The following is a 21,263-nucleotide window of genomic DNA, read 5'->3' on the forward strand; positions in this document are numbered from 1 at the left end:
CGGGTGCCTCCGGCGGAGGACTCTCCCGTAGGGGTTCCACCGGTACCGTCCTAGCGGTGGGGACGAATGGCGCACGGCCGGTCCGGATGCAGTGGTGGCTGCTGCTCGGACTGAGCGCCGGCCTGCTGCTGGTGGCGACGGCGACGATCACGACATCGGTGTACGAGGTGCCGGTGCTGCTCGCCTACATGGCGGCGAGCGCCCAGTGCGCGGCCCTGCCCCTGGTGCTGCTGCGCCCGCACCCGGCGACGGTGCTGCAGTTCGCCGGGGTGGCGATGTTCTCCTGGTCGGACACCGACACCGACGGCATCTGGCCGCTGCCGGTGCCGGTCCTGGTGGTGCTGGTCCTGCACATCGGGCTCATCGGGGCGCGCTGCCCGTGGAAGGAGGCGGTGGCGACCTGGTGGGCGAGCGCGTTCTTCTGCATCGTGCTGGTGGTCGCCGACCCGCTGGGCCGGGGCCTGGACCACGCCGAAGCGTCGCTGATCATCTACGCGACGAACTCGGTGCTGGTGCTCTTCGGCGCCATCCTGTGGAGCCAGCGGGCCGCCGTGCACCGCGAACTGGTGTCGGCCCGCCGCGACGTGCTGCTGGAACAGACGCAACGGGCGCTGGTCGAGGAACGCGGCCGGATCGCCCGGGAACTGCACGACGTGGTCGCCCACAGCATGTCGGTCATCCACATGCAGGCGACGTCGGCGGCGTACCGCCTGCCCGGCCTCGACCCCGAAGCGCGGGCCGAGTTCTCCCGCATCGCGGCGGACACCCGTACCACCCTGCGCGAGATGCGCCGGCTGCTGGCGGTGCTGCGCGAGGAGACCGCCGGACCGGAACTGCACCCGGTGCCCGACCTGGGTGGGCTGGGCGACCTGGCCGCGTCCGCCCGCCGCGGCGGCATCCCGGTCGACGTGGAGGTGACCGGTGACCTCCCGTCGTCGGCGCTGCCCGACGCGGTCGGCCTGGCGGCGTACCGCATCGTCCAGGAATCGCTGAGCAACGTGGTCCGGCACGCCCCGGGCGCGGCGACACGGGTCAAGGTGGCGGCGTCCGGGACCGAACTGCTGGTCGAGGTCGTCAACGGCCGCCCCACCGGGCCGGCCCGCCCGATCGAGGAACCCCAGCACCCCGGCCACGGGCTGATCGGCATGCGCGAACGGGCCCGGCTGGCCGGCGGCACCATGTGGACCGGCCCGCACTCGCACGGCGGGTACCGGGTGGTGGCCCGGTTCCCGCTGCCCGCCGACTCACCGGCGCAACGACTCCCGGATGTTGACCAGTAACACGATCAGCGCGGCGGCGAAGAACGCGAACGTCACCACGTACCGGCCGTCGACCCAGAGCAGCACCAGCACACCGACCACGGCGGCCGCCGCCACCAGGCGCAGCAGCACGGCCAGGAACTTACCGCGGACCAGGCCCTCCACCACCAGCAGTGCGAGCAGCAGGATGCCGGCGGTGGCCTTCGCGCCGATGCCCTCGAACGGAGACAGCGCCGAACCGGCCGCCCACAGGATCAGCGGCGTGCTCGCCACCGCCCACCAGGACAACGTCCGGGCGCGGACCCCGACCGCCGGCTCCATCGGCACCCGGCGGTGCAGCAGGTGCGCGTGCGGATGCTCGGACAGCGGCAGGTCGGTGACGGTCCGGGCCTGTTCGTCGGCGAGACGGGTCCGTTCCCGGCGCAGGTTCAGCAGCTTGCGCTCGTCGTCGAAGAGCGCCCGCACCTCCGGCGAGCCGGCCGGCAGCCCGGCCGCGCCGACCGCCAGGTCATCGTGCAGCACCCCGATCTCGGCGTCCAGGTCGGCGAGCCGCTTCTCGTTGCGCTGCCGGCGGATCTCCACCAGTTCGCGTTCGGCGTCCGGGTTCGGGGCGACCTTGGCCAGCCCGGCCCAGCCGACCGGGTCGGCCCACGACGGGCGCACTGATCCGTCCCGGTCGTAGCGGGGGCCGGCCGGGCCGCGTTCGCCACCCAGGCGGTCCCGGGTGTCGCGTCCCCACAGGCCGCGGAAACCCCGCACCCACGGGGTGTCGTCGCCGATCACCACCGGCTCCCAGGACTGCTCGTGGCCGGGGCCGATCGCCGGGCCGTCACCGCGGGCGTAGTCGATGTACGGGATGCCGACCTGCGGCTTGTGCTCCGCCGACCAGGGCGCCAGCAGCCGCGCCGACCAGCGCAGCGCGTTCACCACACCGCGCAGCTTCGGCGGCCGTACGGTGATCAGGTAGTCGCCCGGCACGTAGGCGCCGGAGTGCGACCCGGCGCCGACGAACACCACCGGATGCCGCCCGCCGTCCAGGGTCAGGTCCGGGTCGTCCCAGCGCCGCCGCAGGTCGTCGCCGGTCTCGTCGTGCGCCGAATACACCACCCAGCGGGCCGGCGGCACCCCGTCCGGGCCGGTCACACCGGTGCCGTCCAGGTAGATCGTCACCTGCTCCCAGTCGGCCTCGTGCTCGTTGACACCGCCGAACGCCGACCGCCAGTTGTTGAAGCTGTAGAAGAACCAGTACTGGCAGACGATCCACGGGCCGTCACGGACCACCCGGCCGTAGTAGACCGGTTGCTCCGGCCGCAGATGGTCACGTTGCAGCAGGAACGAGCGGGCCGCGCTGCCGCCCGGCAGGCTCCCGCGGAACAACAACGACGCCCGGTTGACGGTGTCCACCAAGCGGGCGATGAGACCGACCGCGGCCAGCCGGCTCGCCCGGCGCAGATGCGGCGGACGCTCCCGCAACGGGATGTGCGCCAGTTTCGTGTCGGTGCCGATCCCGGACAGCGAATGACGCAGACCCTCGTCGGCGGCGGCCACCTCGGCCAGGGTGTCCAGGGTCAGCCCGCCGGCCGGGACCTCCTCCACCGGGCTCTCGCCCGGCTCGATCCGCCACAGGCTGGCCCGGCTGACGTATCTGTCGACCGACACCGGGAAGAAATACTCACCCTCGGTGAACCGGGCCACCGGTTCGTAGGCGCGCAACAGGCGCAGGTCGTCCACTACCGGGTCTTCCCTTCCGGAACAGCATGTCGCCCGCCGAGGCTATCGGCCCCGCGCTCGCGGCCGTCCGGTACCCACCCGGATACGATCTCCGCGGCTTCGCTCGGTGGTTACTGCTTGGAGGACTGATGACGGACCCGGCCCGTGGGCTGCGCTGGTACGCACCGCTCGCCGTGCTGTTCTTCGGCGTGCTGCCGGCGGTGATGGTGAGCCTGCTGGTGCTGCGCGGCAACACCCCGTCGCAGGTCGGCTACCTGCTGATCGTCGGCATCCCGCTGGTGGTGGTGGCGGTGCTCCAGACGATCCGCGGTGTCCTCGAGAAGGACCCGGTCGAGGCGTCGCGCCGGCTGAACCTGGGCATGGCCCTGGTCGCCGGCGCGGACGTCCTGCTGCTCGGCGGGAACGCGCTGATCCGGATGTCGGTCAGCTGAGCCTGCCGTACTGCTCCCTGGTGATGGCGTGCACCGCCACCGGCTGGTTCACCTCCGGTACGACCGTGTCGCGCTCGTGGGTCATGCCGAGTTTCGTCATCACCCGGGCCGACCGGTCGTTGTCGATGTGCCGGATGCTGACGATCCGGTCCAGGCCGGGCTGTTCGAACCCGAAACGCAGCGCGGCGGCGGCCGCCTCGGTGGCGTACCCCTGACCCCACGCGTGCCGTCCCAGCCGCCAGCCGATCTCCATGGCCGGCATGATCTCGGGCAGGAACGTCGGCACGGCCAGACCGGCCCAGCCCAGCAGCTCGCCGTCGCGCTCGATGGCGAAGATGCCGTAACCGTTCTCCGCCCAGCCCGCCTGAAAGCGGCGCAGGCCGGCCTCGGTCTGCTGCCGGTCACGGACCTGCCCGTCCATGATGTACCGCATCACCTCGGGGTCGGCGTTGATCGCGGCGAGCGCGTCCAGGTCGTCGTCGCGCCAGCCGCGCAGGATCAGCCGTTCCGTCGTCAAAGTGATCATCGATGCATTGTCACAGCGACGGTCGTCAGCCCCGGTTGTCGGGGTGCTCCCGCACACCGGCGAACGGTGCCGTCCGCACACCCGTGTTGCCGGAGCCCCGGCGGCGCCGGGCCGCCACGACCACCGCGAGCGCCACCACCGCCGTGCCCAGCCCGGCCAACAATCCGATCATGATGCCACCCCCCGATGTCCGTCGTGAGGTCCGCGAAGGTATCACAGATGGTCGAGATTTCCCTGCTCATGGTCGGGATCGCGGACCCAGGCGGTGGCCGCCGTCCGGTACGGCCCGATCCGCGTGGTGTGGAACCCGTGCGCCGCGAGAGCCCGCACACAGTGCTCCAGCGCCGCCGGGTCGCCGGTGGCCACCGGATGGTCCCCGGTCCGCGACGCGTGCAGCACGTGCAGCAGGGCGTGCGCCAGGTGGATGCCGGGCAGCGCCTGCCGCAGCGCGGTGACCGCCGAATCCAGCGAATGCGCCGGATCCCAGCCCAGGTAGACGGCCGTGCCGGCGACACCCGGGCCGAGCCGGAACGGCGGCGGCGCCTCCGCCTCCCGCAGACTCGGCCACACGTCGTCGACGAACTTCGGCAGATCCACCAGGGCCCGGAAGTCCTCGCCGTGCGGGCGGGGCGCGTTGTTCGGATCCTCCCCGGAGACGAACGGCGACGAACACGCCTCACACCGCCACAACAGGCGGGTCACCTGCCGGGCCAGCTCACCGCGCCGCTCGGCGGCGTGCACCACGTTGGCGAACGGCCCCTCGGCGTGCCGCGACCGGATCGTCCGCTTGACCCGGCGGGCCGCCTCGAAGGCGTCCGGGCCGCGCAGGTGCAGCACCTCGGACGGCTCGTGGGTCAGATAACGGTCCAGCAGCGCCAGGGTCAGCGCGTTGCCGGCATCGGAGTACTCCGACCAGAGGAACCGGATGTCGCCGGCGTTCAGGGTCAGATGGTGACGGCAGGTGATGACGAGTTTCTGCGCGGCGATCGCCCGCTCCACCTCACCGACCAGTCCCAGCTCCAGGCAGTCGGGCTTGAGCAGCACGACCGCACGCTCGGAGGGCTTGGTGCTTCCGGGCAGGAGACGGCTCAGAACGTTGTTGATGCCCGGACTCCTCGCAGTGGTGGCTGGCCACCCCGATCCTAGACGCGGCGCACACCTCCCCGCCCCGGCGTGGCGAATTCAGAGCCGGTGGCGGGTGGCCCAGGCGGCCGCCTCGGTCCGGTTACGAGCACCGATCTTGGCGAAGGCGTTGTTGACGTGTGTCTTGACGGTGGCCTCGGTGACGAACAGGGCGGCGGCGACCTCCGCGTTGGTGCGCCCGCGGGCGATCAGCCCGAGCACCTCGGCCTCCCGCGGGGTGAGACGGCCGGGCGGCGCCGCCGGGCGGGCCATCGCATCGGCCAGCCGCGCCGCGACCAGCGGATCGAACACGGCATGACCGGTCGCGGCGGCGCGCACGGCCGTCTCGATGGCGGCCCGGCCGGCGTCCTTGGTGAGGTAGCCGCGGGCACCGGCAGCCAGGGCACCCGCTATCGAATCGTCGTCGGCATACGTCGTCAGCACCACCACCGCCACGGCAGGGAAGAGATCCCGTATCCGGGAGGTGGCCGCCGTCCCGTCCAGGACCGGCATCCGCAGGTCCATCAGGACCACGTCGGGCTGCTCCGCGGCGATCATCTCCAGGGCCTCGGCGCCGTCCGCCGCCGCCCCGGCCACGGCCAGGCCGGGAATGAGCCCGAGCAGGGCGGTCAGCCCCTCCCGGACGAGGAGCTGGTCGTCGACGACCAGGACCCGCAGCGGCGCCGGGCCGGTCACGCCGGAACCTCCGCCACCACGGTCCACCCATCACCGGCCGGGCCCGCCTCCAACGTGCCGCCGACCAGGGCCAGCCGCTCACGGGCACCGCTCAGGCCGTACCCGAAACGAAGCGGAACCGGATCACGCAGCGGATTGCCCACCGAGAGCCGGGCCTTCGGCCCGCGAAGATCGAGGACGACGGTCACCGGAGCGCCGGGCGCATGCCGGCCGGCATTGGTCAGGGCCTCCCTTGCGGTACGCAACAACGACACCTCCGCCCCGGACGAGAGCCGGCGCGGCGCACCCTCGACACGCAGGGTGACCGCGGCGGCGTGGTCCGTCCGGTGCGCCTCGACCAGATCGGCGAGGGCCCGCGCCAGTGGCGGCACGTCGTCCCGCAGCGCGGCCACCGCCGACCGGGCTTCCACCAGGCCGTCCCCGGCAAGAATACGGGCCCGGCGGATCCGGGCCGCCGCCCCGGCCACGTCGTTCCGCTCGGTCAGCTCGGCCTCGGCCACCTCCAACTGGACGCCGAGCGCACCGAGCGAATGCGCCAGCACATCGTGCAACTCCCGGGCGATCCGGGCCCGCTCGTCGAGGGCCGCGGCCCTCGCCTGTGCCTCCCGCGACCGTAACGCCTCGTCGGCGCGCATCCGATGCTCCCGCCGGTGCAGATTGAACAGCACCAGGACGACGATCAGCGCCGCCTGCCCGGCGATCTCGCCGGCACCACGGCCGGCGAGGCCCAGACCGGCCAGCAACACGGCCAGGACGGTCACCGCCAAGGCGACGACCGGCCACCACGGGGTACGCGGCAACAGCACGAAGGTGAACAGGGTCGTGTAGAGGAACAGCAGCGCCGCGGTCTCGTCCGGCACGGCGCCCACCGTGGCGCTGACGAGGGCCGCGGCGGCCAGCCCGGCCCGGGCGGCCCGCGGCCACCGCCGGTCGGCCACCAGGAACAGCACCCAGCCGGCCAGGGCCGCCCCGAGCACCGGGCGGACACCGGCCGGGGCCAGGACGGCCAGCGCCCACACCAGCAGGCCACTGACCACGACCCGGACGAGCCGGCCGGTCTCCGGGTCGTCGCGCCACACCATCTCCGCCAGCCGCCGGACCGGCCTCAACCGCGGTCCCGCACCAGGGTCAGAATCAGGTCGAGCACGAACAGACGATAGGCGACGAAGACCAGCCCGGCCACGACCAGAATCCCGGCGACGGCGGCGAACGCCCGCCCCCGGCCCTTCCCGTCGCGTTCCTCCAGAGCCCGGCTGACAACGGCACCGATGACACGAGTGATGTCCATGCCAGGCACGCTAGGGACCGCCCCCGGGGGAACGGCTCCCTCGAAGGGTGGAGATCCGGGTGGAGACACCCACCAGTCCCGTCGGCGGCCCGGCCGGCCGCGATCGGGACCGCACCGCGCACCACCAACCCTGGTGGACCCCCACCACGCGGGGACCCGGTGTACGCCCGCCCGAGCGGCCGTAGAAGGCTGTAGCGACACCGACCACAGGGAAAGACGCGGTGATCATGGCCGAGGGACAGAGGCCGGCGTCGGTACGCCACTACTGCCGGGGGAATCCGCGGTCCGGGATCAGGCCGCACGTGCTGGTCCGCCATCGCGGCGGGCTCCTGCTGATGGAGGCACGCCGCCACCCGGTCGGCCCGCCCCGGCGCGGGATGGTCCACCGGTCGATGCTGACCGTCCTCATCCTGATCACCGGGGTCAGCGCCGTGCTCGCCGGCCTCGACATGATCGAGCCGGCGCCGGACGGGCCCTGCCCGGCCCGGACGTCGCAGGCCCTCACCGACAGCCACGGGACGCTGCGGATCCGCACCGAGAACGCGCACGGCACCACCCTGGTCCACCTGTGTGCGGAGAGCGGCGAGGGCGCGGTCACCGGCTGGTCGGCCCGGGCCCGCGTGGGTGGCGTCGACCGCGACGTCGAGGTGGAACCCGTCGGCGACGGGCTGGCGCTGACCGCGGTGGCGACGCCCGAGCGGGACGGGACGACCCGGCTGACGGTGTCGGTGCGGCTGGCGTCCGGTGCCACCTCGGTGTTCACGACCGAGGTGGCGCCCTCCTGACCCGATCCCACTCCAGCAGCCGGGTCAGGTGCGGGTCTTCGGCCGTGGTGGCCTCGGCGTGCCCCAGGACGACCTCACCGCCGGTGCCGTCCACCGTGATCACGGTGCCCTCCGGCAGGACCCGCTCGCCGACCCGGATGCGGCCCGCGGCCTCGTCGACGGTCACCGCGCCCGCACCGACGACCGCGGGACGGCCCATCGACCGGGCCACCACGGCGGCGTGGCAGGCCGGGCCGCCGAGGACGGTGAGCACACCCGCGGCGGCGGCCAGGCCGTGCATGTCCAGCGGGGACGTGTGCGGGCGTACCAGGATCACCGGCCCGTCGGCGGCCATCACGGCGGCCCGGTCCGCGGTCACCGCGATCCGGCCGCTCGCCACGCCGGGACTCGCCCCCTGCCCCCGGGTGAGCACGGCGGTGCCGGTCAGGCGGGGGACCCGGGCGGCGCGTACGGCAGCCGGGGTGATCCGGTCAAGGGCGGTGTCCCGGTCGATGAGCTGCTCCTCGGCCAGGTCCACGGCGACCCGGACCGCGGCCCGGCCGGTGTAGCCGCCGGGACGCACCTGCAGCAGCCACAGCCGGCCGGACTCGACGGTGAACTCCACCTGGCAGGCGTCCCGGTAGTGCCGCTCCAGGCGGTCCAGGGCTGCGGCCAGCGCCTCCGCCGCGCCCGGGATCCGCTCGGCGAGCGCGGCCAGCGGCAGCGTGCCGGCCCGGCCGGAGACCACGGCGTCGCCGGACCGGCCGAACACCACCTCCCCGAACGGCTGCGGGGCACCGGAGCGGGGATCCCGGCTGAACGCGACCCCGGCGGCACTGTGCCGGTCGCGATGACCGCTGACCATGGCCTGGACGATCACGGCGGTGCCCCCGTCGTGGGGAATGCCGTGGATCTCCCGGTAGGTGGTGGCCCGCGGGGAGTGCCACGACCCGAACACGGTCCGGACCGCGTCCACCAGCACGGATGTGCGGTCCACGTCGAGGACGGTGGTCATCATGCCGGGCATCGACACGGCAGCCCCGGACCGCACCGACACCAGCAGCGGCCGCTCCGCGTCACCGAGGACCCGCCCGGTGGCCGACTCCAGCCCCCGCAGCGCGTCGCCGAAACCCGCCGGAAGCCGGCCGTCGCGCAGAGACTCACGGCAGGCGTCGGTTCCGAGAACGAATCCCGGGGGTACGGGCAGCGCAAGGCGCATCATGACCGCCAGCCCGTGCGCCTTGGCCCCGATGACCGCCGGCGGCTCCCGGAGATCCGGTGACAGCGGGCGCACCGGAGTCACCGCGGAATCCCCAGCGTGCACAGCAGATCCTCGTGCCACTGGAACCACACACTGTGATACGAGGTCATGCTGTCGGTCAGATGCTCCACCTCGCCGCCCTGGGCACGGGCGAGCGCGTCGCCGAGGCGTACCCGGTAAGTGGCGAAACGCGGCAGCGCCGCACTCAGGTCGCGGCAGACCGCGGCCGCCCGTCGGTCCAGATCGGCGAATCTGCCGATCACCCGCGCGTCATAGCCGGCATCACCGGCTGCGCCCGGACGCAGATGCCACGCCGAGCACAGATCGAGAAGCTCCGGGTTGAGCACCAGGAAACGCTGGTAGCCCGCGGTCAGCGCCGCCCGCGCCCCGGCCGCCTCCACCTCGGCGTGGACCCGGCGGGCGTCCTCCCGCTTCCCGGCGCCGGTCAACCCCCAACCGCCGAAACCACCCGGGGTACGCGTGACGAGCCCCGCCACCGCCAGATCGATGAGCTGTGACTCCACCTCGGCCTCAGGAGCCCCGCAGGCGCCGGCGATCCGCGGCGGCTCGGCGAACCCCATGCACCGCAGCGCGTGCAGCACCGGCACGCTCATCAGCGGCTCCCGGTGCGCAGCTGGGCGGTGGCCGCGGCGTGAGCGGCGCCCCGGCCCTCCGCCCGGGCGACGACCGCGCCGTCCCGGATCAGGATCGCCGCCTCGGTCTGGTCCGAGACGGACGCCCGGCCCACGCCGGCCGCGGTGCTGAGCTCCCGGTCGTCGTCGAGCACCACCCGGACCGAGGGGAGACGCACCGGCTCGAACACCCGGGCCAGGCAGGCACCCATGTCGGCGAGGCGCAACCGGACGAGCGCGCCGACATCCGGGTCGGTGACGGTCACCGCGATGGTGAGCGCGTCGTGGGGGCGCGCCGACCGGACCGCCTCCACCACCGAACCCAGCCGCGCCGAGCCCAGGACGACGACCACACCGTCCCCGCCGAACCCGGCCGGCTGCCCGGTCACCACGTCGACCAGCGGGCCGGGTGGCGACCACGGGTCGTCACAGGCCAGGGCCGGTGCGACGAAGCCCAGGTAGGGCGGATTCCACTCCTCGACCAGGTCGGCGGTGGCCAGCCGGCCGCACGCGTTCGCCACCTCGAGCGGGTCACCGAACCCGGGCGCGACGGCGGCCAGATCACCGGCGCCGTGCAGCAGGGTGAGGATCAGCTCGGCCAGCCGCAGACGGTGGCCGGCGCCGGGACCGCGGGTCTCCAGCGCCTGGGCGAGCAGCACACTCTCGACCCGGAGCAGCCCGCCGAGGGTGGTCCGGCCGGCGTCGTCGTCGAACAGCCCGGCCGGTGACCAGGACCGCAGACGCCCGGCGGCGGTGCTGTCACCGGCGAGCGGGAGCCGCTCGAGCCAGACGGCGGCGAACGCCTTCGCGGCCGGTTCGAGGGTCTCCGGTGTGGTCTTGGGGACCGGGGTGCCGGCGGCGGCACGATGCACGGAGTCGAGCAGGACGGCGAGGTAGAGGGCGCGTTTCCCGGGGAAGTTCGAGTAGACGGCGCCGCGGGTCAGCTCCGCCCGGTCGGCGATCCGGTCCACCGTGGTGTCGGCGTAGCCGCGCTCGGTGAACTCGGTGGCGGCAGCGGTCAGGATGGCGGCGCGGGTGCGCGCCTGTAGCCGGGCCCGTGTCAGACGAGCCATCGTGTCTCCAGCACGGTGCGACGATACGCCGACCATCCCGATGATCGCATCATCCAGATGACGAGAACATCTGGATTCTCCGATCATGCAGAACGGGCCGCGCCCGCCGTGACGGGCACGGCGGGCGCGGAAAGCAGAGGAGGGGCGTTTACGGGCGACGGCCCCGAACGCCGGCGACCAGGGCCACACCCACAGCGGCGAGACCGATCTGCAGGAAGATCTCGATCCAGTCGATGCCGGGGGTCTCGGCGACGCCCAGGGCAGCGGCCAGGAACGTACCGATCAGGGCGGCGACCACACCGATCAGCAGGGTCAGCCAGATCGGGATGTTCTGCTTACCGGGCACGACGAGGCGGCCGAGCGCGCCCACGATCAGACCGATGATGACGGCAGCGAAGAAGCCGGTGATCTCCATGTCAGCTCCTTGGTGACTAGGGGGTGACAGAGGGATTCCCGAAGATCACCGTCCGCCAAACGTGACGAGGGCCATGCCGATGATCTTCAGCGGGGCGGGAAACGGGCGGAACACAGCGGGCCGCCGGAATCCGGCGGCCCGCTGTGGCGAACGGATCACCTGGTGGCGGTGCGGCCCGCCTTACGAGCCGCCTCGATCACCGGGTCGGTCTCGTCGTCGAACTGGCCGATCACCTGCTCGAGCAGGTCCTCGAGGGTGACCAGGCCGATCACACGGTCGTCGTCCGCGACCAGGGCCAGGTGCCCCCGCCGCTGCCGCATCGCCGCGATCGCGTCCAGCACGCTCGTCTCCGACGACAGCGGCAACGGCGCCGTCATCAGGCTCTGCGCCGTCTCCGACCGGCCCTGACTGGTCGCCTTCGCCGCGTCCCGCAGGTGCACCACCCCGGCGATCGTCTGGTCCGGACCGGTCACCGCCAGGCGGGACCGGCCCGTCGCGGTGCTCCGCAGCTCGATCGCGCGGGCGTCGGCGTCGGCCGGCACCGTCACGATGTCCGCGGTCGGGACCATCACCTCACGGACCGTCGTCGACTGGACCTTCAGCATCGCGGTGAGCAGTTCGTGCTCGGCGTCCGCGATCGTGCCGTGTTCCTTCGACGTCTCCAGGAGCATCCGGAGCTGTTCGGCGTTGTGCACCTGGGCCAGCTCGTCCTGCGGGGTCACCTTGACCAGCCGCAGGCAGGCGTTGGCCAGGCCGTTGAGCGCCGCCAGCAGCGGCCGCAGCACCGTGGTGAACCCGACGAACGGGATCGCCAGCAGCTGCGCGGAGGTCTCCGGGTGGGAGATGGCCCACGACTTCGGGGCCATCTCGCCGACCACCACGTGCAGGAAGCCGACCAGGACGACCGCGATGACGAACGCCACCACGTACGCCGCCTGGTCCGGCAGGCCCAGCGCGGTGAACACCGGCTCCAGCAGGTGCGCCACCGTCGGCTTGGCCAGCGCGCCCAGGATCAGCGTGCACAGGGTGATGCCGAGTTGCGCACCGGCCAGCATCATCGACAGCTGCCGGGTGCCGGCGAGTGCCGCGCGGGCGCCCCGGGATCCTTCGGCGGCCGCGTTCTCCAGGCGATGCCGTTTCGCGGCGACCAGGGCGAACTCGGCGGCCACGAAGAACCCGTTGACGGCCAGCAGCAGCACGGAGATCAGTAGTGACCAGGTGGTGCTCATGCCGGAACCTGCCCGTCGGACTCGCTGTGCTCGTGGACCACGGTGAGCGCGATCCGGTCGGGGACGTGGCGGTGCACGGCGACCACGGTCAGCCGGGCGACGCCCTGCGGCAGCGGGCTGCCGTCCTCGTCGATCTGCGGCGGGAGCTCCACCTCGATCTCCTCGTGCGCGGCGGGCAGGTGACCCAGCCGGGCGAGGATGAGACCGGAGACCGTGTCGTACATGTCGTCGTCGGGAAGCCGGATGCCGGTCGCCTCGGCGATCTCGTCGACGCGGGCCCGGCCGGGGACCAGCCAGGTGCCGTCGCCGGCCTTCTCGATGACCGGTTCGGGCAGGTCGTCCTCGTCGCGGATCTCGCCGACGAGTTCCTCGGCCACGTCCTCGAGCGTGATGATGCCGGCGAAGCCGCCGTACTCGTCGACGACGATCGCGGTCTGCCGGTGCTGCGCCTTGAGCAGGTTGAGCACCTCGGGCAGCCGCGCCGACTCGGGGATCACCACCGGCGTGGTGGCCAGGCCGCGGACCGGGGTGCCGGCGCGCTCCTCGGCGGCGATCGCGGCCACGTCGGCGATCGAGATCATGCCGATCACGTCGTCGACGTCGTCACCGATCACCGGGAACCGGGAATGCCCGGTGTCCAGCAGCTCGACGACCCGCGACGCCGGCTCGTCGGCGCCGATGGTGGTCACGTCGACCCGCGGGCGCATCGACTCGGCCGCGGTGCGGGTCCGGAAGTCGAGGCCGTGGTCGAGCAGCCGGGCGGAGTGCTCGTCGAGAGCACCGTGGCTGCTCGCGTCGGCGATGATCCGGTCGAGGTCTTCGGAGGTGGCGCCCTGGGGCAGCTCCTCCACCGGCTCGATGCCGAGGGCGCGCAGCAGCCGGGTGGCGGTGGCGTCGAAGACCCGGATCAGCGGACCGACCACGGTCAGGTAGATCAGGGTGGACCGGGACAGGGCCTTGGCCAGGGTCTCGGGTTTGGCGATCGCCAGGTTCTTCGGCGCCAGCTCGCCCAGCACCATCTGGACGACGGTGGCGAACAGCAGCGCGAAGACGGTGGAGATCGAGGTGGTCACGGCCTCGGAGAGACCGGTCATGCCGAGCAGCTCCGCCGTCCCCTCGCCGAGGAAGGGCTCCGAGACGTAACCGGCCAGCAGGGCGGTCACCGTGATGCCGACCTGTGACCCGGAGAGGACGAAGGACAGTTTCTGTGTGACCGTGAGTGCGCGCTGGGCGGCGACGTCACCGTTGTCCGCCATCACCCGCAGACGTTCCCGGTCGACCGCCACGTAGGCGAACTCTTGGGCCACGAAATAGCCGGTTGCCGCCGTGAGGAGGACAATCGTGAGAATACCGATCGCGATCAACACAGGGCGGCACCGCTCTCGCAGCGGTGGACAAAGCGCCGGGTCACTCCCGGCCGGGTACTACAACCCGCATCCGTACCATCAGACACGCACCGCAAACTAGCACGCGCGACTGTATGGTCGCTGGGAGACGACCAGCTGGGGGCCACATGCACGAACTGCTGCGCATCGGCGAGCTCGCCGCTCACGCGGGCGTCAGTACCCGGACCGTCGACTATTACACCCAGCTCGGCCTGCTGCGGACCGAACAACGGACCGGCGGCGGTTTCCGCCTCTACGACCCGGCGGCGGTCGACACCATCACCACGATCAAACAGCTGGAGACGCACGGTCTGAGCCTGCAGGACATCGCCGGTGCCCTGAACGGGCCCTCGGCGGTCCCGGCCGATCTGCCGGCCAGCCTCGATCACCTGGTCGCCGGGGTGGCGGCGCTGCAGGCCCAGGCGGTGAACACGCCGCAGGCGCAGGCACTGCTGACCTTGATCAGCGCCCGCGCCCACGCCCTCATCGACCTCGCCCTGACGATCGTCGACTCCCCGATCGTCTAGATCATCGGGGCGGTTCCGGGGACCTGTCCCGGCCGCCCCCGCCGGGCCCGCTCGGCGCGCAGGGCGACGTCGATCACGCCCCAGACGGTGCCGATCACGGTCGCCGCGAGGGTGCCGAACGTCAGCCAGCGGTCCGGGTCGACGTCGCCCCAGTGCAGCCCGGCCAGAAACTGCGGGTTGAAGAACCGGTCGGTGGTGACCAGCCACACCAGCGGGGCCGCGAACAGCACCCCGATCGCGGCGTTCACCGCGGTCACCGTGTGGTTCCAGGCCTGACCGCGGAACAGCCAGATCCCGTATCCGACCTCCAGGATCATGACCCCGATGAAGTACGGCCACCAGAACGTCCAGTTCGCCGGGTCCAGCACCGGGACATCGGTGAAGGTGAACTGCTGAAGCACCAGGCCGACGATCACCAGCACCGGCCAGAGCAGGGTGCCGACCAACTCCACGGCGGTGATCCGGCCGGGCTCGTACTTCGGCAGGTCGGCCGGGGTCCACGGGCGTCTGCCGAGGACCGGGCCGGCCGCCGAACCGGTGCGTTCCAGCAGCCAGATGACACCGGTGGTCCAGAACACCATGTGGGCGGCCACGGTCAGCGCGGACCCGATCGCCGAACCGAGCACCGACCCGAAGGTCGCACCCTCCTCCAGCACGCCCACCACCACGATCACGGTGACGACGATCGGCAGGACGGTCAGCAGCAGGGTCCTGGTCAGGCGCGTCCAGGTGGGATAGAACTCCGGCCCGATCAGATACTGCGGGCGTTCCGCGTACCCATCGGCGAGTCGGTCGGGATCGCCCAGCTCGAGCAACGTCTGTTCGGTGGCGGCGTCCGACGCGTCGCCGGCCCCGACCCGCGCCTCGACCGCGTCGTCGATGGAGGCGCGCAGCTCGCGCTCGATGTCGGTGCGCTGCTGCTCGGGGACCCGGCGCAGCACGGTGTAGACGTAGCGGTCGATGAGGGTGGTCACTGGTCGCTCCCTGTGGTCGTGCCGGTGGGGGTGTCGAGGCCGGCGACCGCATGATCCAGTCGCGACCACTCGTCGCGCAGCGCGCCGGCGATGGCGTCGCCCTGCTCGGTGGTGCGGTAGAACTTGCGCGGCCGGGCCTCGTCGGTGTTCCACGAACTGGTCAGCAGCCCTTGTGTCTCCAGCCGCCGCAGCAGGGGGTAGAGGGTGTTCGCCTCCACCTCGAAACCGGCCGCGCTCAGCGTTTCGAGCAGCGAGTATCCGTATCCCGGGGTGCGCAGGACGGTGAGACTCGCGACGACGACCGTGCCGCGGCGCAGCTCCTGCAGGTGACTGGAGAGCGTCGCATCCATTGTCATGCCAGAAACGATAGTGTGCGTGACACAGTATTGCAAGCGGCACTTCATTGCGCGCTGCTGATTGTGAGTGGGGTGTGATGGGATGACCAGGTGGAACTCACCGTCACGGAAGCGCCCGAGCGCGAGAGATTCGAGGCACGCGACAGCGCGGGCGAGGTCGTGGGCGTGCTCACCTACCAGCTGACCGGCCCGATCGTCGTCTTCACGCACACGTCGCCGTCCCCCGGAGCCGACGCCGCCGCGGTCACCGCCGCCCTGGCCCGCGCCGCCATGGAGGACGCCAAGGCGAAAGGCCGCACGGTCGTGCCGATGTGCCCGCTGTTCAGCGCCTGGCTCGACAAGAACCCGGCGTTCGAAAAACTGGTCGCCCGTTCCACCCGCCGCGTGCGCTGAGCGTCCCTCTCACGCCCTTTCTGGGGTACGCATAAAGCGCCGTCCCGTGGCCCTCCGCCAGTTCGGTCCTTCCGTCCCCGGGCTCGGCCTAGCCTGGCGAGGTGACCCCGGATCCGCCGCCCGAGAACCCCGGTGACCAGGCCTCGCCGTGGCCCGCGGCCGGGGCGTTCATGGTCACGCTCGCCCTGGGGACGGCCGCCAACGGAATCTCCGCCGACGCGCCCTGACCGCCGTGCTCTCGCTGCCCGGTGACCGTTGCGCTCCTGTCGTCCGGTGACTGCTGTGCTCTCCGACGCTCGCGGTGGTCGTGGTGTTCCTGCGATCCGGTCGACGTCGGTTTTTGTTGCTCAGTGCCGTAGTCCCGCGGCGGGGGTGGTGATGCCATGGGACATGCCGTGCATCCGGTCGGCCAGGAAGCCGCCGGTGGGCTCGGGTGTACTCGCCGCAGGCTACCGTTCCAGCGAACGGGCCGCCGCGGTGAGGATCTCGTCGTCGGTTGCGCCCAGCAGGCGGGCCTCCTGGGTGAACCGTGCGGCTAGGTCCTCGAGTCGGCGGCCCCGGTCCGATGGGGGAACCGCGGGCGCGCGGGCCACCGTGGTGCCGCCGCCCCGGCGGGACACGACCAGACCGGCGGCCTCGAGTTCCCGGTAGGTGCGTGCCACCGTCCCCACGGCCAGCCCCAGGTCGGCGGCGAGTTGGCGCAGCGGCGGCAACCGGTCGCCCTCGGCCAGCACACCACTCTGGATCAGGGTGGCGATCTGGCGGCGCAGCTGCTCGTACGGCGGTGTGGGATCGCTGGTCACCACGGCCAGCGCGGGCGCGGGGCTCATGCGGCCGGTCCCCCGACGGGAGCCGTGGCGGGCCGGTCCGCGGCGGGCAGGAATACTGCGGCGGCGCACCAGCCGAGCAAGGCCAGTGAGGCCAGGGCCAGGAGGGACAGCGCCGGTGCGGCCACCGTGGACCAGCCGGGTGACAGGCACGGGATGCCGGCGAGTGCTCCGGCGGCGGCCACGCTGACCCCGGTCAGGGGGAGGGCGATCAGGATGCCGGCGGTGGCGACGATCGCGCGGCCGGCCCGGTGCCGGATCCGGTCGTCGAGGTCGCGCAGCCCGGGGGCGACGCCCGCCCGGGGGCGCAGCGTGACCTTGCGGAGGGCGACGGCGGCGCCGGCCAGGCCGAGGACGACGAGGATCGCCAGGGGAGCGGTGTAGTGCGACCCGGGCCACGGTCCGCGGCTCACTCACGAGTCCGGTGTGCACTGCAGGGTCAGGGTGCGGCCGGCGCGCCCGAGGTCGTCGGGGCTGCCGGCGGCGGTGACCGCGGCGACGAGCAGGACCAGGACGGCGCCGGCGACGGTGACGACGGTGGTGAGCGCCCGTGGCAGGTAGTCGCGGATCCGGCGGACCTCCAGCGTCGCGGTTCGCGTCTCGCCGGCCGGCGGCAGGATGCTGAACTCGCCGGCCAGCACCCCGGCCAGCACGAAACAGGCGAACACCGGCGCCGCCAGCAGCAACCCGCGACCCAGGCCGTCCATGGCGACGGTCGCCCCGGCCGCGGCGGCACCGGCGAGGAACCCGGCCCAGCGCCAGGCGGCGGTGACCCGCCGGACCTGTCCCAGCACCGCGGCGCTGCCCGTGCCGAGGTCACCGATCCCGGGGCTGCCTGCCCCGGCGGCGATCGGGGAGCGGCGGCGCGAACGGCCCACGAACGTCACGGCCAGGGCGGCCGCGGCGCCGAGGGCGGCCACGAGCAACGCGCTCAGCAGTATCAGGCCGGACATGGGGTGCCTCCGTTTGTATCAGCGATGCGATACAAGGACTATGCGACCGCCCCGGAACTTGTGTCAAATGAGTGATACAACTTGTGCCGTCGTGTCACCGGATGGGCAGTTCGGCGGCGTCGTACCCGTAGAGCCAGGCCTGCTCCTGCAAGCGGCGCTCGGCGGCCAGGGTGTCGTCGCGTTCCCGCCGTCCGGCGCCGTCGTCCACGTGGAAGGTGGTGGCGTTGCCACGGGACAGCCCGTGCACCCGGTCGACCCGTTCGCGCCGCAGCTGCTCGTACCGCTGAAGGGCTTCGGGAATGGAAAGATCCGTTTCGGTCAGGCAGCGAGCCAGGATGATGGCGTCCTCGATCGCCTGGTTGGCGCCCTGTGCGACGAACGGCAGCATCGGATGAGCGGCGTCGCCGACCAGCGTGACGTGCCGGCCGCTCCAGTGCGGGACCGGGTCGCGGTCGTGCAGCGCCCACCGGCTGACCGTGTCGACGCCGTCGATCAGCCGGCGGACCTGCGGATGCCAGCCGTCGTAGGCAGCGGCCAGATCGCCGGGGGAGCCGGCGGCCGTCCACGACTCGGTCCGCCACGTCGCGGCGGGCATGGTCGCCCCGAAGCTGACCAGCCGCCCGCCGGCCACCGGATAGCTCACCGCGTGCTGGTCCGGCCCCAGCCAGAGCACCACCTTCGGATCCACCAGCAGTTCGGGCACCCGGCCGGCGGGCACCAGCGCCCGGTGGATCGTCTGCCCCGAGAACCGCGGCCGGTCGGTGGCGAGGCCCTCCCGGACCGCCGAGTGGATGCCGTCGGCCCCGGCCACCAGCGTCGCCGTGTCCGTGGTGCCGTCCTCGAAATGAAGTGTCGCTCCGTGATCATTCTCGGTCACAGAGACGCATCGGGACGCCGGGCGCACGGTGCCCGGCGGGAGCAGGCCGAGCAGCGCCTCGTGCAGGTCGGCCCGGTGCACGGTCAGATAGGGGGCGCCGAACTGCCGTTCGCACGCGGTGCCCAGCTCGGTGCGGGCGATCACCGCGTCGTCGTCCCACCGGCGCATCTCGATCGCCGACGGCCGGACGGCCGTGTCGCGCAGGCGGTCGCGGAGTCCGAGCCGGTGCAGCAGGCGGGTGGCGTTCGGCGCCAGCTGGATCCCGGCACCGACCGTCCCGAACGTGCGGGTCTGCTCCCACACCCGGACCGGCACTCCGGCCTGTCGCAGCGCGGCGGCCAGGGTCAGCCCGGCAAGTCCCGCACCGACGATCGCCACGTCGTCCATCGATCACCTCAATGAAGATCGTCAGTAGTAGAGGATCGCCTTGTCCCAGTCCTCGTCCGGCCCGAACAGCGTCCGCGGCTTGAGGATGTCCTGGTTGACGGTGAGCGTGGCGTGCGGCACGAGCGTCCCCGGCGCCAGTGCCCGCACCACCGCGTCGACCCCCGGCCCCGACCGGATCGCCGCGGTCAGCGCCCCCACCGCCTCGGCCCGGTGCGCCTCGTCCACCTCGATCTCGACGACCAGTTCACCGTGCGCCGCGCGCGCCCGCCAGAACAGCACCCCGAGCCGGTCCGGCAGCGTGAAGACCAGGGTCTCCAGGTCGTTCTGGGTGATCCGGGCGCGGCCCACCGGATGCCCGGCGCCGGCCCGGCCCAGCACCCGGATCGTCGGCAGGTGCCAGCCGCACTCGCAGTCGCGGTAGGTGAGTTCGACCGCGTCCTCCAGGTTGTACCGCAGCAGCGGCATCGCCTCCCGGTACAGCGGGGTGACCACGAGCTGCCCGCTGCCCTCGGCGACGACGGTGCCGTCCGGCCGGTAGATCTCCGGGATCGCCCGGTCGGACCAGAAGTGCAGGTGACCGGCGGGGCACTCGCCGGCCAGGCTGCCGGTCTCGGTCGACCCGTACTCCTCGATCACCGGGACGCCCCAGATCCGGCTGATCCGGGCGCGCCGGGCCGCCGTGACCGGTTCGCCACCGACGTAGAGCGCGCGCAGCGCCGGGAAGTCGCTCCCCGGGTCGAGGCCGGCCAGGCGGGCGGCGGCCGCCCAGATCAGCGTCTCGGCCGGCATCGACCAGGTCAGGGTGACGTCCAGATCGTGCAGCACCCGGATCACCCGGGAGTAGGGCATCGCCAGCGAACGGTTGTCGCCGGGCACCACGGTCGCGCCGTGCATCCGGGCGGCCCGGTGCGCCAGATGCCCGGTGATCATCAGGGCGTAGGGGGTGCGGACCAGGAACATGTCATCCGGTCCGATCGGGATCCACTTGCGGGCGAACCGCTCGGCCAGGTCGATCCAGTCGTCGTCGGTGTAGTAGGAGGCGGTCGGTTGTCCGGCCGTGCCACTGGATTCGTGATAGGTCGCGAGCCGGGATCTTTCAACACCGAGGAGCCCGAAGGGGTACGCCTGCCGTAAGTCCCGTTTCGTCGTGATCGGCAGCGCGTCCAGCGGCGGTGGACCGCCGGACAGTGGATCCCGGTAGAACGGCGACCGCGCGGCGGCCTCCAGTGTCCGGGGCAGCCGGGCGGCCTGGAGTGCGGCCAGTTCCTCGAAGCTCGTCCAGTCGCCGAGTCGGGGCAGGTCAGAGATGGTCGATGGCATCCGGCACCTCCAGGCCGAGCACGCGGTGAGCGTTGTCCCAGGCGATGGCCGTCCACTCGTGCGGGGCCGGGCCGACCGCCCGGACCTTGGCCAGTTCCACCTCGGGGTGTTGCAGCGGGAACTCGGTGCCGAACAGCAGCCGGCCGGCACCGAGGCGGCGCAGCGCCGTGGCCAGGACGACGGAGTAGCCGCCGGACGTCTCGAACAGGATGTTGTCCCGCGGCGCGATCACCTCGATCGCGTCGACGTCGAGCTGCCCGGTGCCGCTGTGCCCGAGCACGAACGTGGTGTCCGGGAAACGGGCGGCCAGGGTGGCCAGGTCGCGGACACCGCAGCCGTCCCGGATCAGGCAGACGGTGTAGACCGGGTGCCCGGCCGCGTCCGCCACCCGGACCAGGTCGTCGATCCGGTCGTCGGTGAGCGGGACACCGTGGACGGCGGGGGAGATCTCCAGGCCGCGGACGTCACCGGCGGCCTGCTCGTAGACGACGGCGGGCCGGTGCGGGTTGGCGAACCAGAACGGCGTGAACCGGCCGCCCGACCCGCGGCAGGCGGCGATCACCGCGGCGTTGTCGGCATCGGTGGTCAGGTGGCCGCCGACGACGAGCTGGCGGGACAGCCGTTCGACGGTGATCGTGCCACCGGCGCAGAGGGCGGCCCGGCTGATCCCGGCGGCGTCCAGAGCCGTGGTCAGCCGGTCGAGGGCGCCCGGTGCGGGCGCGAGCCGGGCGTGGAAGTCGAAGATCCGCTGTGCCATGGCCCTCCGAGGCGAATCGACAATTATCTCTGCAATAGTGGTCCGTTCGACGTTATCGCTCTGCCCCAGGGGCAGAGCAA

The 21,263-nt window shown here is 72.5% G+C and carries 27 protein-coding genes; 6 read left to right on the forward strand and 21 right to left on the reverse strand.

Going from position 1 to position 21,263, the window contains the following annotated elements:
* The first annotated feature begins 56 nt into the window (after nucleotides 1–56).
* Complete coding sequence (locus WH85_RS21255; RefSeq protein ID WP_157411135.1) at nucleotides 57–1,280, forward strand: sensor histidine kinase; 1,224 nt, start codon at nucleotides 57–59, stop codon at nucleotides 1,278–1,280.
* Here WH85_RS21255 and WH85_RS21260 read toward each other — a convergent pair.
* Nucleotides 1,245–2,990: a hypothetical protein gene (locus WH85_RS21260; RefSeq protein WP_045743686.1), complete on the reverse strand. Its 1,746-nt coding sequence runs from the start codon at nucleotides 2,988–2,990 to the stop codon at nucleotides 1,245–1,247. The genes WH85_RS21255 and WH85_RS21260 overlap by 36 nt on opposite strands.
* A gap of 128 nt (nucleotides 2,991–3,118) precedes the next feature.
* Here WH85_RS21260 and WH85_RS21265 point away from each other — a divergent pair, with 128 nt between their 5' ends.
* Nucleotides 3,119–3,421 carry a hypothetical protein gene (locus tag WH85_RS21265; protein ID WP_045743687.1) on the forward strand — a complete coding sequence of 101 codons (303 nt, stop codon included), beginning with the start codon at nucleotides 3,119–3,121 and terminating at the stop codon, nucleotides 3,419–3,421.
* On the opposite strand, the gene WH85_RS21270 is transcribed toward WH85_RS21265, so the two are convergent.
* The 6 genes from WH85_RS21270 to WH85_RS21290 form a co-directional block, all read right to left on the reverse strand.
* Nucleotides 3,414–3,947: a GNAT family N-acetyltransferase gene (locus WH85_RS21270; RefSeq protein ID WP_083449148.1), complete on the reverse strand. Its 534-nt coding sequence runs from the start codon at nucleotides 3,945–3,947 to the stop codon at nucleotides 3,414–3,416. The genes WH85_RS21265 and WH85_RS21270 overlap by 8 nt on opposite strands.
* A gap of 25 nt (nucleotides 3,948–3,972) precedes the next feature.
* The gene (locus WH85_RS50615; protein WP_157411136.1) at nucleotides 3,973–4,119 is read right to left on the reverse strand and encodes a hypothetical protein; all 147 of its coding nucleotides are present in this window, start codon (nucleotides 4,117–4,119) and stop codon (nucleotides 3,973–3,975) included.
* A gap of 41 nt (nucleotides 4,120–4,160) precedes the next feature.
* Nucleotides 4,161–4,991 carry a nucleoside-diphosphate kinase gene (locus tag WH85_RS21275; protein ID WP_045743688.1) on the reverse strand — a complete coding sequence of 277 codons (831 nt, stop codon included), beginning with the start codon at nucleotides 4,989–4,991 and terminating at the stop codon, nucleotides 4,161–4,163.
* A gap of 138 nt (nucleotides 4,992–5,129) precedes the next feature.
* On the reverse strand, nucleotides 5,130–5,765 hold the full coding sequence (locus WH85_RS21280) for a response regulator transcription factor (protein ID WP_045743755.1): 636 nt from the start codon (nucleotides 5,763–5,765) through the stop codon (nucleotides 5,130–5,132).
* Complete coding sequence (locus WH85_RS21285) at nucleotides 5,762–6,874, reverse strand: sensor histidine kinase (protein WP_052720605.1); 1,113 nt, start codon at nucleotides 6,872–6,874, stop codon at nucleotides 5,762–5,764. The genes WH85_RS21280 and WH85_RS21285 overlap by 4 nt, the downstream gene beginning before the upstream one ends.
* On the reverse strand, nucleotides 6,871–7,053 hold the full coding sequence (locus WH85_RS21290) for a hypothetical protein (protein WP_045743689.1): 183 nt from the start codon (nucleotides 7,051–7,053) through the stop codon (nucleotides 6,871–6,873). Before WH85_RS21290 ends, WH85_RS21285 begins: the two co-directional genes overlap by 4 nt.
* 221 nt (nucleotides 7,054–7,274) lie before the next feature.
* Here WH85_RS21290 and WH85_RS21295 point away from each other — a divergent pair, with 221 nt between their 5' ends.
* On the forward strand, nucleotides 7,275–7,838 hold the full coding sequence (locus WH85_RS21295) for a hypothetical protein (RefSeq protein ID WP_157411138.1): 564 nt from the start codon (nucleotides 7,275–7,277) through the stop codon (nucleotides 7,836–7,838).
* Here the strand turns inward: WH85_RS21295 and WH85_RS21300 are convergent.
* The 6 genes from WH85_RS21300 to WH85_RS21325 form a co-directional block, all read right to left on the reverse strand.
* Nucleotides 7,813–9,120, reverse strand: coding sequence for a PEP/pyruvate-binding domain-containing protein (locus WH85_RS21300; protein ID WP_052720607.1), 1,308 nt, complete (start codon nucleotides 9,118–9,120; stop codon nucleotides 7,813–7,815). The genes WH85_RS21295 and WH85_RS21300 overlap by 26 nt on opposite strands.
* Entirely contained in the window at nucleotides 9,117–9,692 is a 576-nt protein-coding gene (locus WH85_RS21305; RefSeq protein ID WP_045743692.1) for a hypothetical protein, read from the reverse strand. The genes WH85_RS21300 and WH85_RS21305 overlap by 4 nt, the downstream gene beginning before the upstream one ends.
* Nucleotides 9,692–10,783: a TetR/AcrR family transcriptional regulator gene (locus WH85_RS53750; protein ID WP_045743693.1), complete on the reverse strand. Its 1,092-nt coding sequence runs from the start codon at nucleotides 10,781–10,783 to the stop codon at nucleotides 9,692–9,694. Before WH85_RS53750 ends, WH85_RS21305 begins: the two co-directional genes overlap by 1 nt.
* 148 nt (nucleotides 10,784–10,931) lie before the next feature.
* Nucleotides 10,932–11,198 carry a GlsB/YeaQ/YmgE family stress response membrane protein gene (locus tag WH85_RS21315; RefSeq protein ID WP_045743694.1) on the reverse strand — a complete coding sequence of 89 codons (267 nt, stop codon included), beginning with the start codon at nucleotides 11,196–11,198 and terminating at the stop codon, nucleotides 10,932–10,934.
* A gap of 155 nt (nucleotides 11,199–11,353) precedes the next feature.
* Nucleotides 11,354–12,427, reverse strand: a complete 1,074-nt coding sequence (locus WH85_RS21320; RefSeq protein WP_045743695.1) for a hemolysin family protein — start codon at nucleotides 12,425–12,427, stop codon at nucleotides 11,354–11,356.
* The gene (locus WH85_RS21325; RefSeq protein ID WP_045743696.1) at nucleotides 12,424–13,794 is read right to left on the reverse strand and encodes a hemolysin family protein; all 1,371 of its coding nucleotides are present in this window, start codon (nucleotides 13,792–13,794) and stop codon (nucleotides 12,424–12,426) included. Before WH85_RS21325 ends, WH85_RS21320 begins: the two co-directional genes overlap by 4 nt.
* Before the next feature lie 146 nt (nucleotides 13,795–13,940).
* Between WH85_RS21325 and WH85_RS21330 the strand changes: the two genes are divergently transcribed.
* Nucleotides 13,941–14,339: a helix-turn-helix domain-containing protein gene (locus tag WH85_RS21330; RefSeq protein WP_045743697.1), complete on the forward strand. Its 399-nt coding sequence runs from the start codon at nucleotides 13,941–13,943 to the stop codon at nucleotides 14,337–14,339.
* Here WH85_RS21330 and WH85_RS21335 read toward each other — a convergent pair.
* Both WH85_RS21335 and WH85_RS21340 read right to left on the reverse strand, forming a co-directional pair.
* Complete coding sequence (locus tag WH85_RS21335; protein WP_045743698.1) at nucleotides 14,336–15,313, reverse strand: permease prefix domain 1-containing protein; 978 nt, start codon at nucleotides 15,311–15,313, stop codon at nucleotides 14,336–14,338. The genes WH85_RS21330 and WH85_RS21335 overlap by 4 nt on opposite strands.
* Nucleotides 15,310–15,669 carry a PadR family transcriptional regulator gene (locus tag WH85_RS21340; RefSeq protein ID WP_045743699.1) on the reverse strand — a complete coding sequence of 120 codons (360 nt, stop codon included), beginning with the start codon at nucleotides 15,667–15,669 and terminating at the stop codon, nucleotides 15,310–15,312. The genes WH85_RS21335 and WH85_RS21340 overlap by 4 nt, the downstream gene beginning before the upstream one ends.
* Nucleotides 15,670–15,759: 90 nt before the next feature.
* Here WH85_RS21340 and WH85_RS21345 point away from each other — a divergent pair, with 90 nt between their 5' ends.
* Both WH85_RS21345 and WH85_RS53755 read left to right on the forward strand, forming a co-directional pair.
* Nucleotides 15,760–16,062 (forward strand): N-acetyltransferase, encoded by a 303-nt coding sequence (locus WH85_RS21345; RefSeq protein WP_045743700.1) that lies wholly within the window; start codon nucleotides 15,760–15,762, stop codon nucleotides 16,060–16,062.
* A 101-nt stretch (nucleotides 16,063–16,163) separates the two neighbouring features.
* The gene (locus WH85_RS53755; RefSeq protein ID WP_281179072.1) at nucleotides 16,164–16,289 is read left to right on the forward strand and encodes a hypothetical protein; all 126 of its coding nucleotides are present in this window, start codon (nucleotides 16,164–16,166) and stop codon (nucleotides 16,287–16,289) included.
* Between the two features lie 222 nt (nucleotides 16,290–16,511).
* Here the strand turns inward: WH85_RS53755 and WH85_RS21350 are convergent, their stop codons facing one another.
* The 6 genes from WH85_RS21350 to WH85_RS21370 all read right to left on the reverse strand — a co-directional run bounded on the left by WH85_RS21350 (nucleotide 16,512) and on the right by WH85_RS21370 (nucleotide 21,183).
* Nucleotides 16,512–16,892 carry a GntR family transcriptional regulator gene (locus WH85_RS21350; RefSeq protein WP_045743701.1) on the reverse strand — a complete coding sequence of 127 codons (381 nt, stop codon included), beginning with the start codon at nucleotides 16,890–16,892 and terminating at the stop codon, nucleotides 16,512–16,514.
* Nucleotides 16,889–17,302, reverse strand: coding sequence for a hypothetical protein (locus tag WH85_RS47190; RefSeq protein WP_052720609.1), 414 nt, complete (start codon nucleotides 17,300–17,302; stop codon nucleotides 16,889–16,891). Before WH85_RS47190 ends, WH85_RS21350 begins: the two co-directional genes overlap by 4 nt.
* Nucleotides 17,303–17,842 (reverse strand): hypothetical protein, encoded by a 540-nt coding sequence (locus WH85_RS47195; protein ID WP_052720611.1) that lies wholly within the window; start codon nucleotides 17,840–17,842, stop codon nucleotides 17,303–17,305.
* A 94-nt stretch (nucleotides 17,843–17,936) separates the two neighbouring features.
* Nucleotides 17,937–19,106, reverse strand: coding sequence for an FAD-dependent monooxygenase (locus WH85_RS21360; protein ID WP_045743702.1), 1,170 nt, complete (start codon nucleotides 19,104–19,106; stop codon nucleotides 17,937–17,939).
* 21 nt (nucleotides 19,107–19,127) lie between these two features.
* The gene (locus tag WH85_RS21365; RefSeq protein ID WP_045743703.1) at nucleotides 19,128–20,426 is read right to left on the reverse strand and encodes a phenylacetate--CoA ligase family protein; all 1,299 of its coding nucleotides are present in this window, start codon (nucleotides 20,424–20,426) and stop codon (nucleotides 19,128–19,130) included.
* Nucleotides 20,407–21,183 (reverse strand): amidohydrolase family protein, encoded by a 777-nt coding sequence (locus WH85_RS21370; RefSeq protein WP_045743704.1) that lies wholly within the window; start codon nucleotides 21,181–21,183, stop codon nucleotides 20,407–20,409. The genes WH85_RS21365 and WH85_RS21370 overlap by 20 nt, the downstream gene beginning before the upstream one ends.
* Nucleotides 21,184–21,263: the final 80 nt, after the last annotated feature.

It is taken from the genome of Actinoplanes rectilineatus, assembly GCF_000962825.1.
In the GTDB taxonomy this organism is placed as follows: Bacteria; Actinomycetota; Actinomycetes; order Mycobacteriales; family Micromonosporaceae; genus Actinoplanes; species Actinoplanes rectilineatus.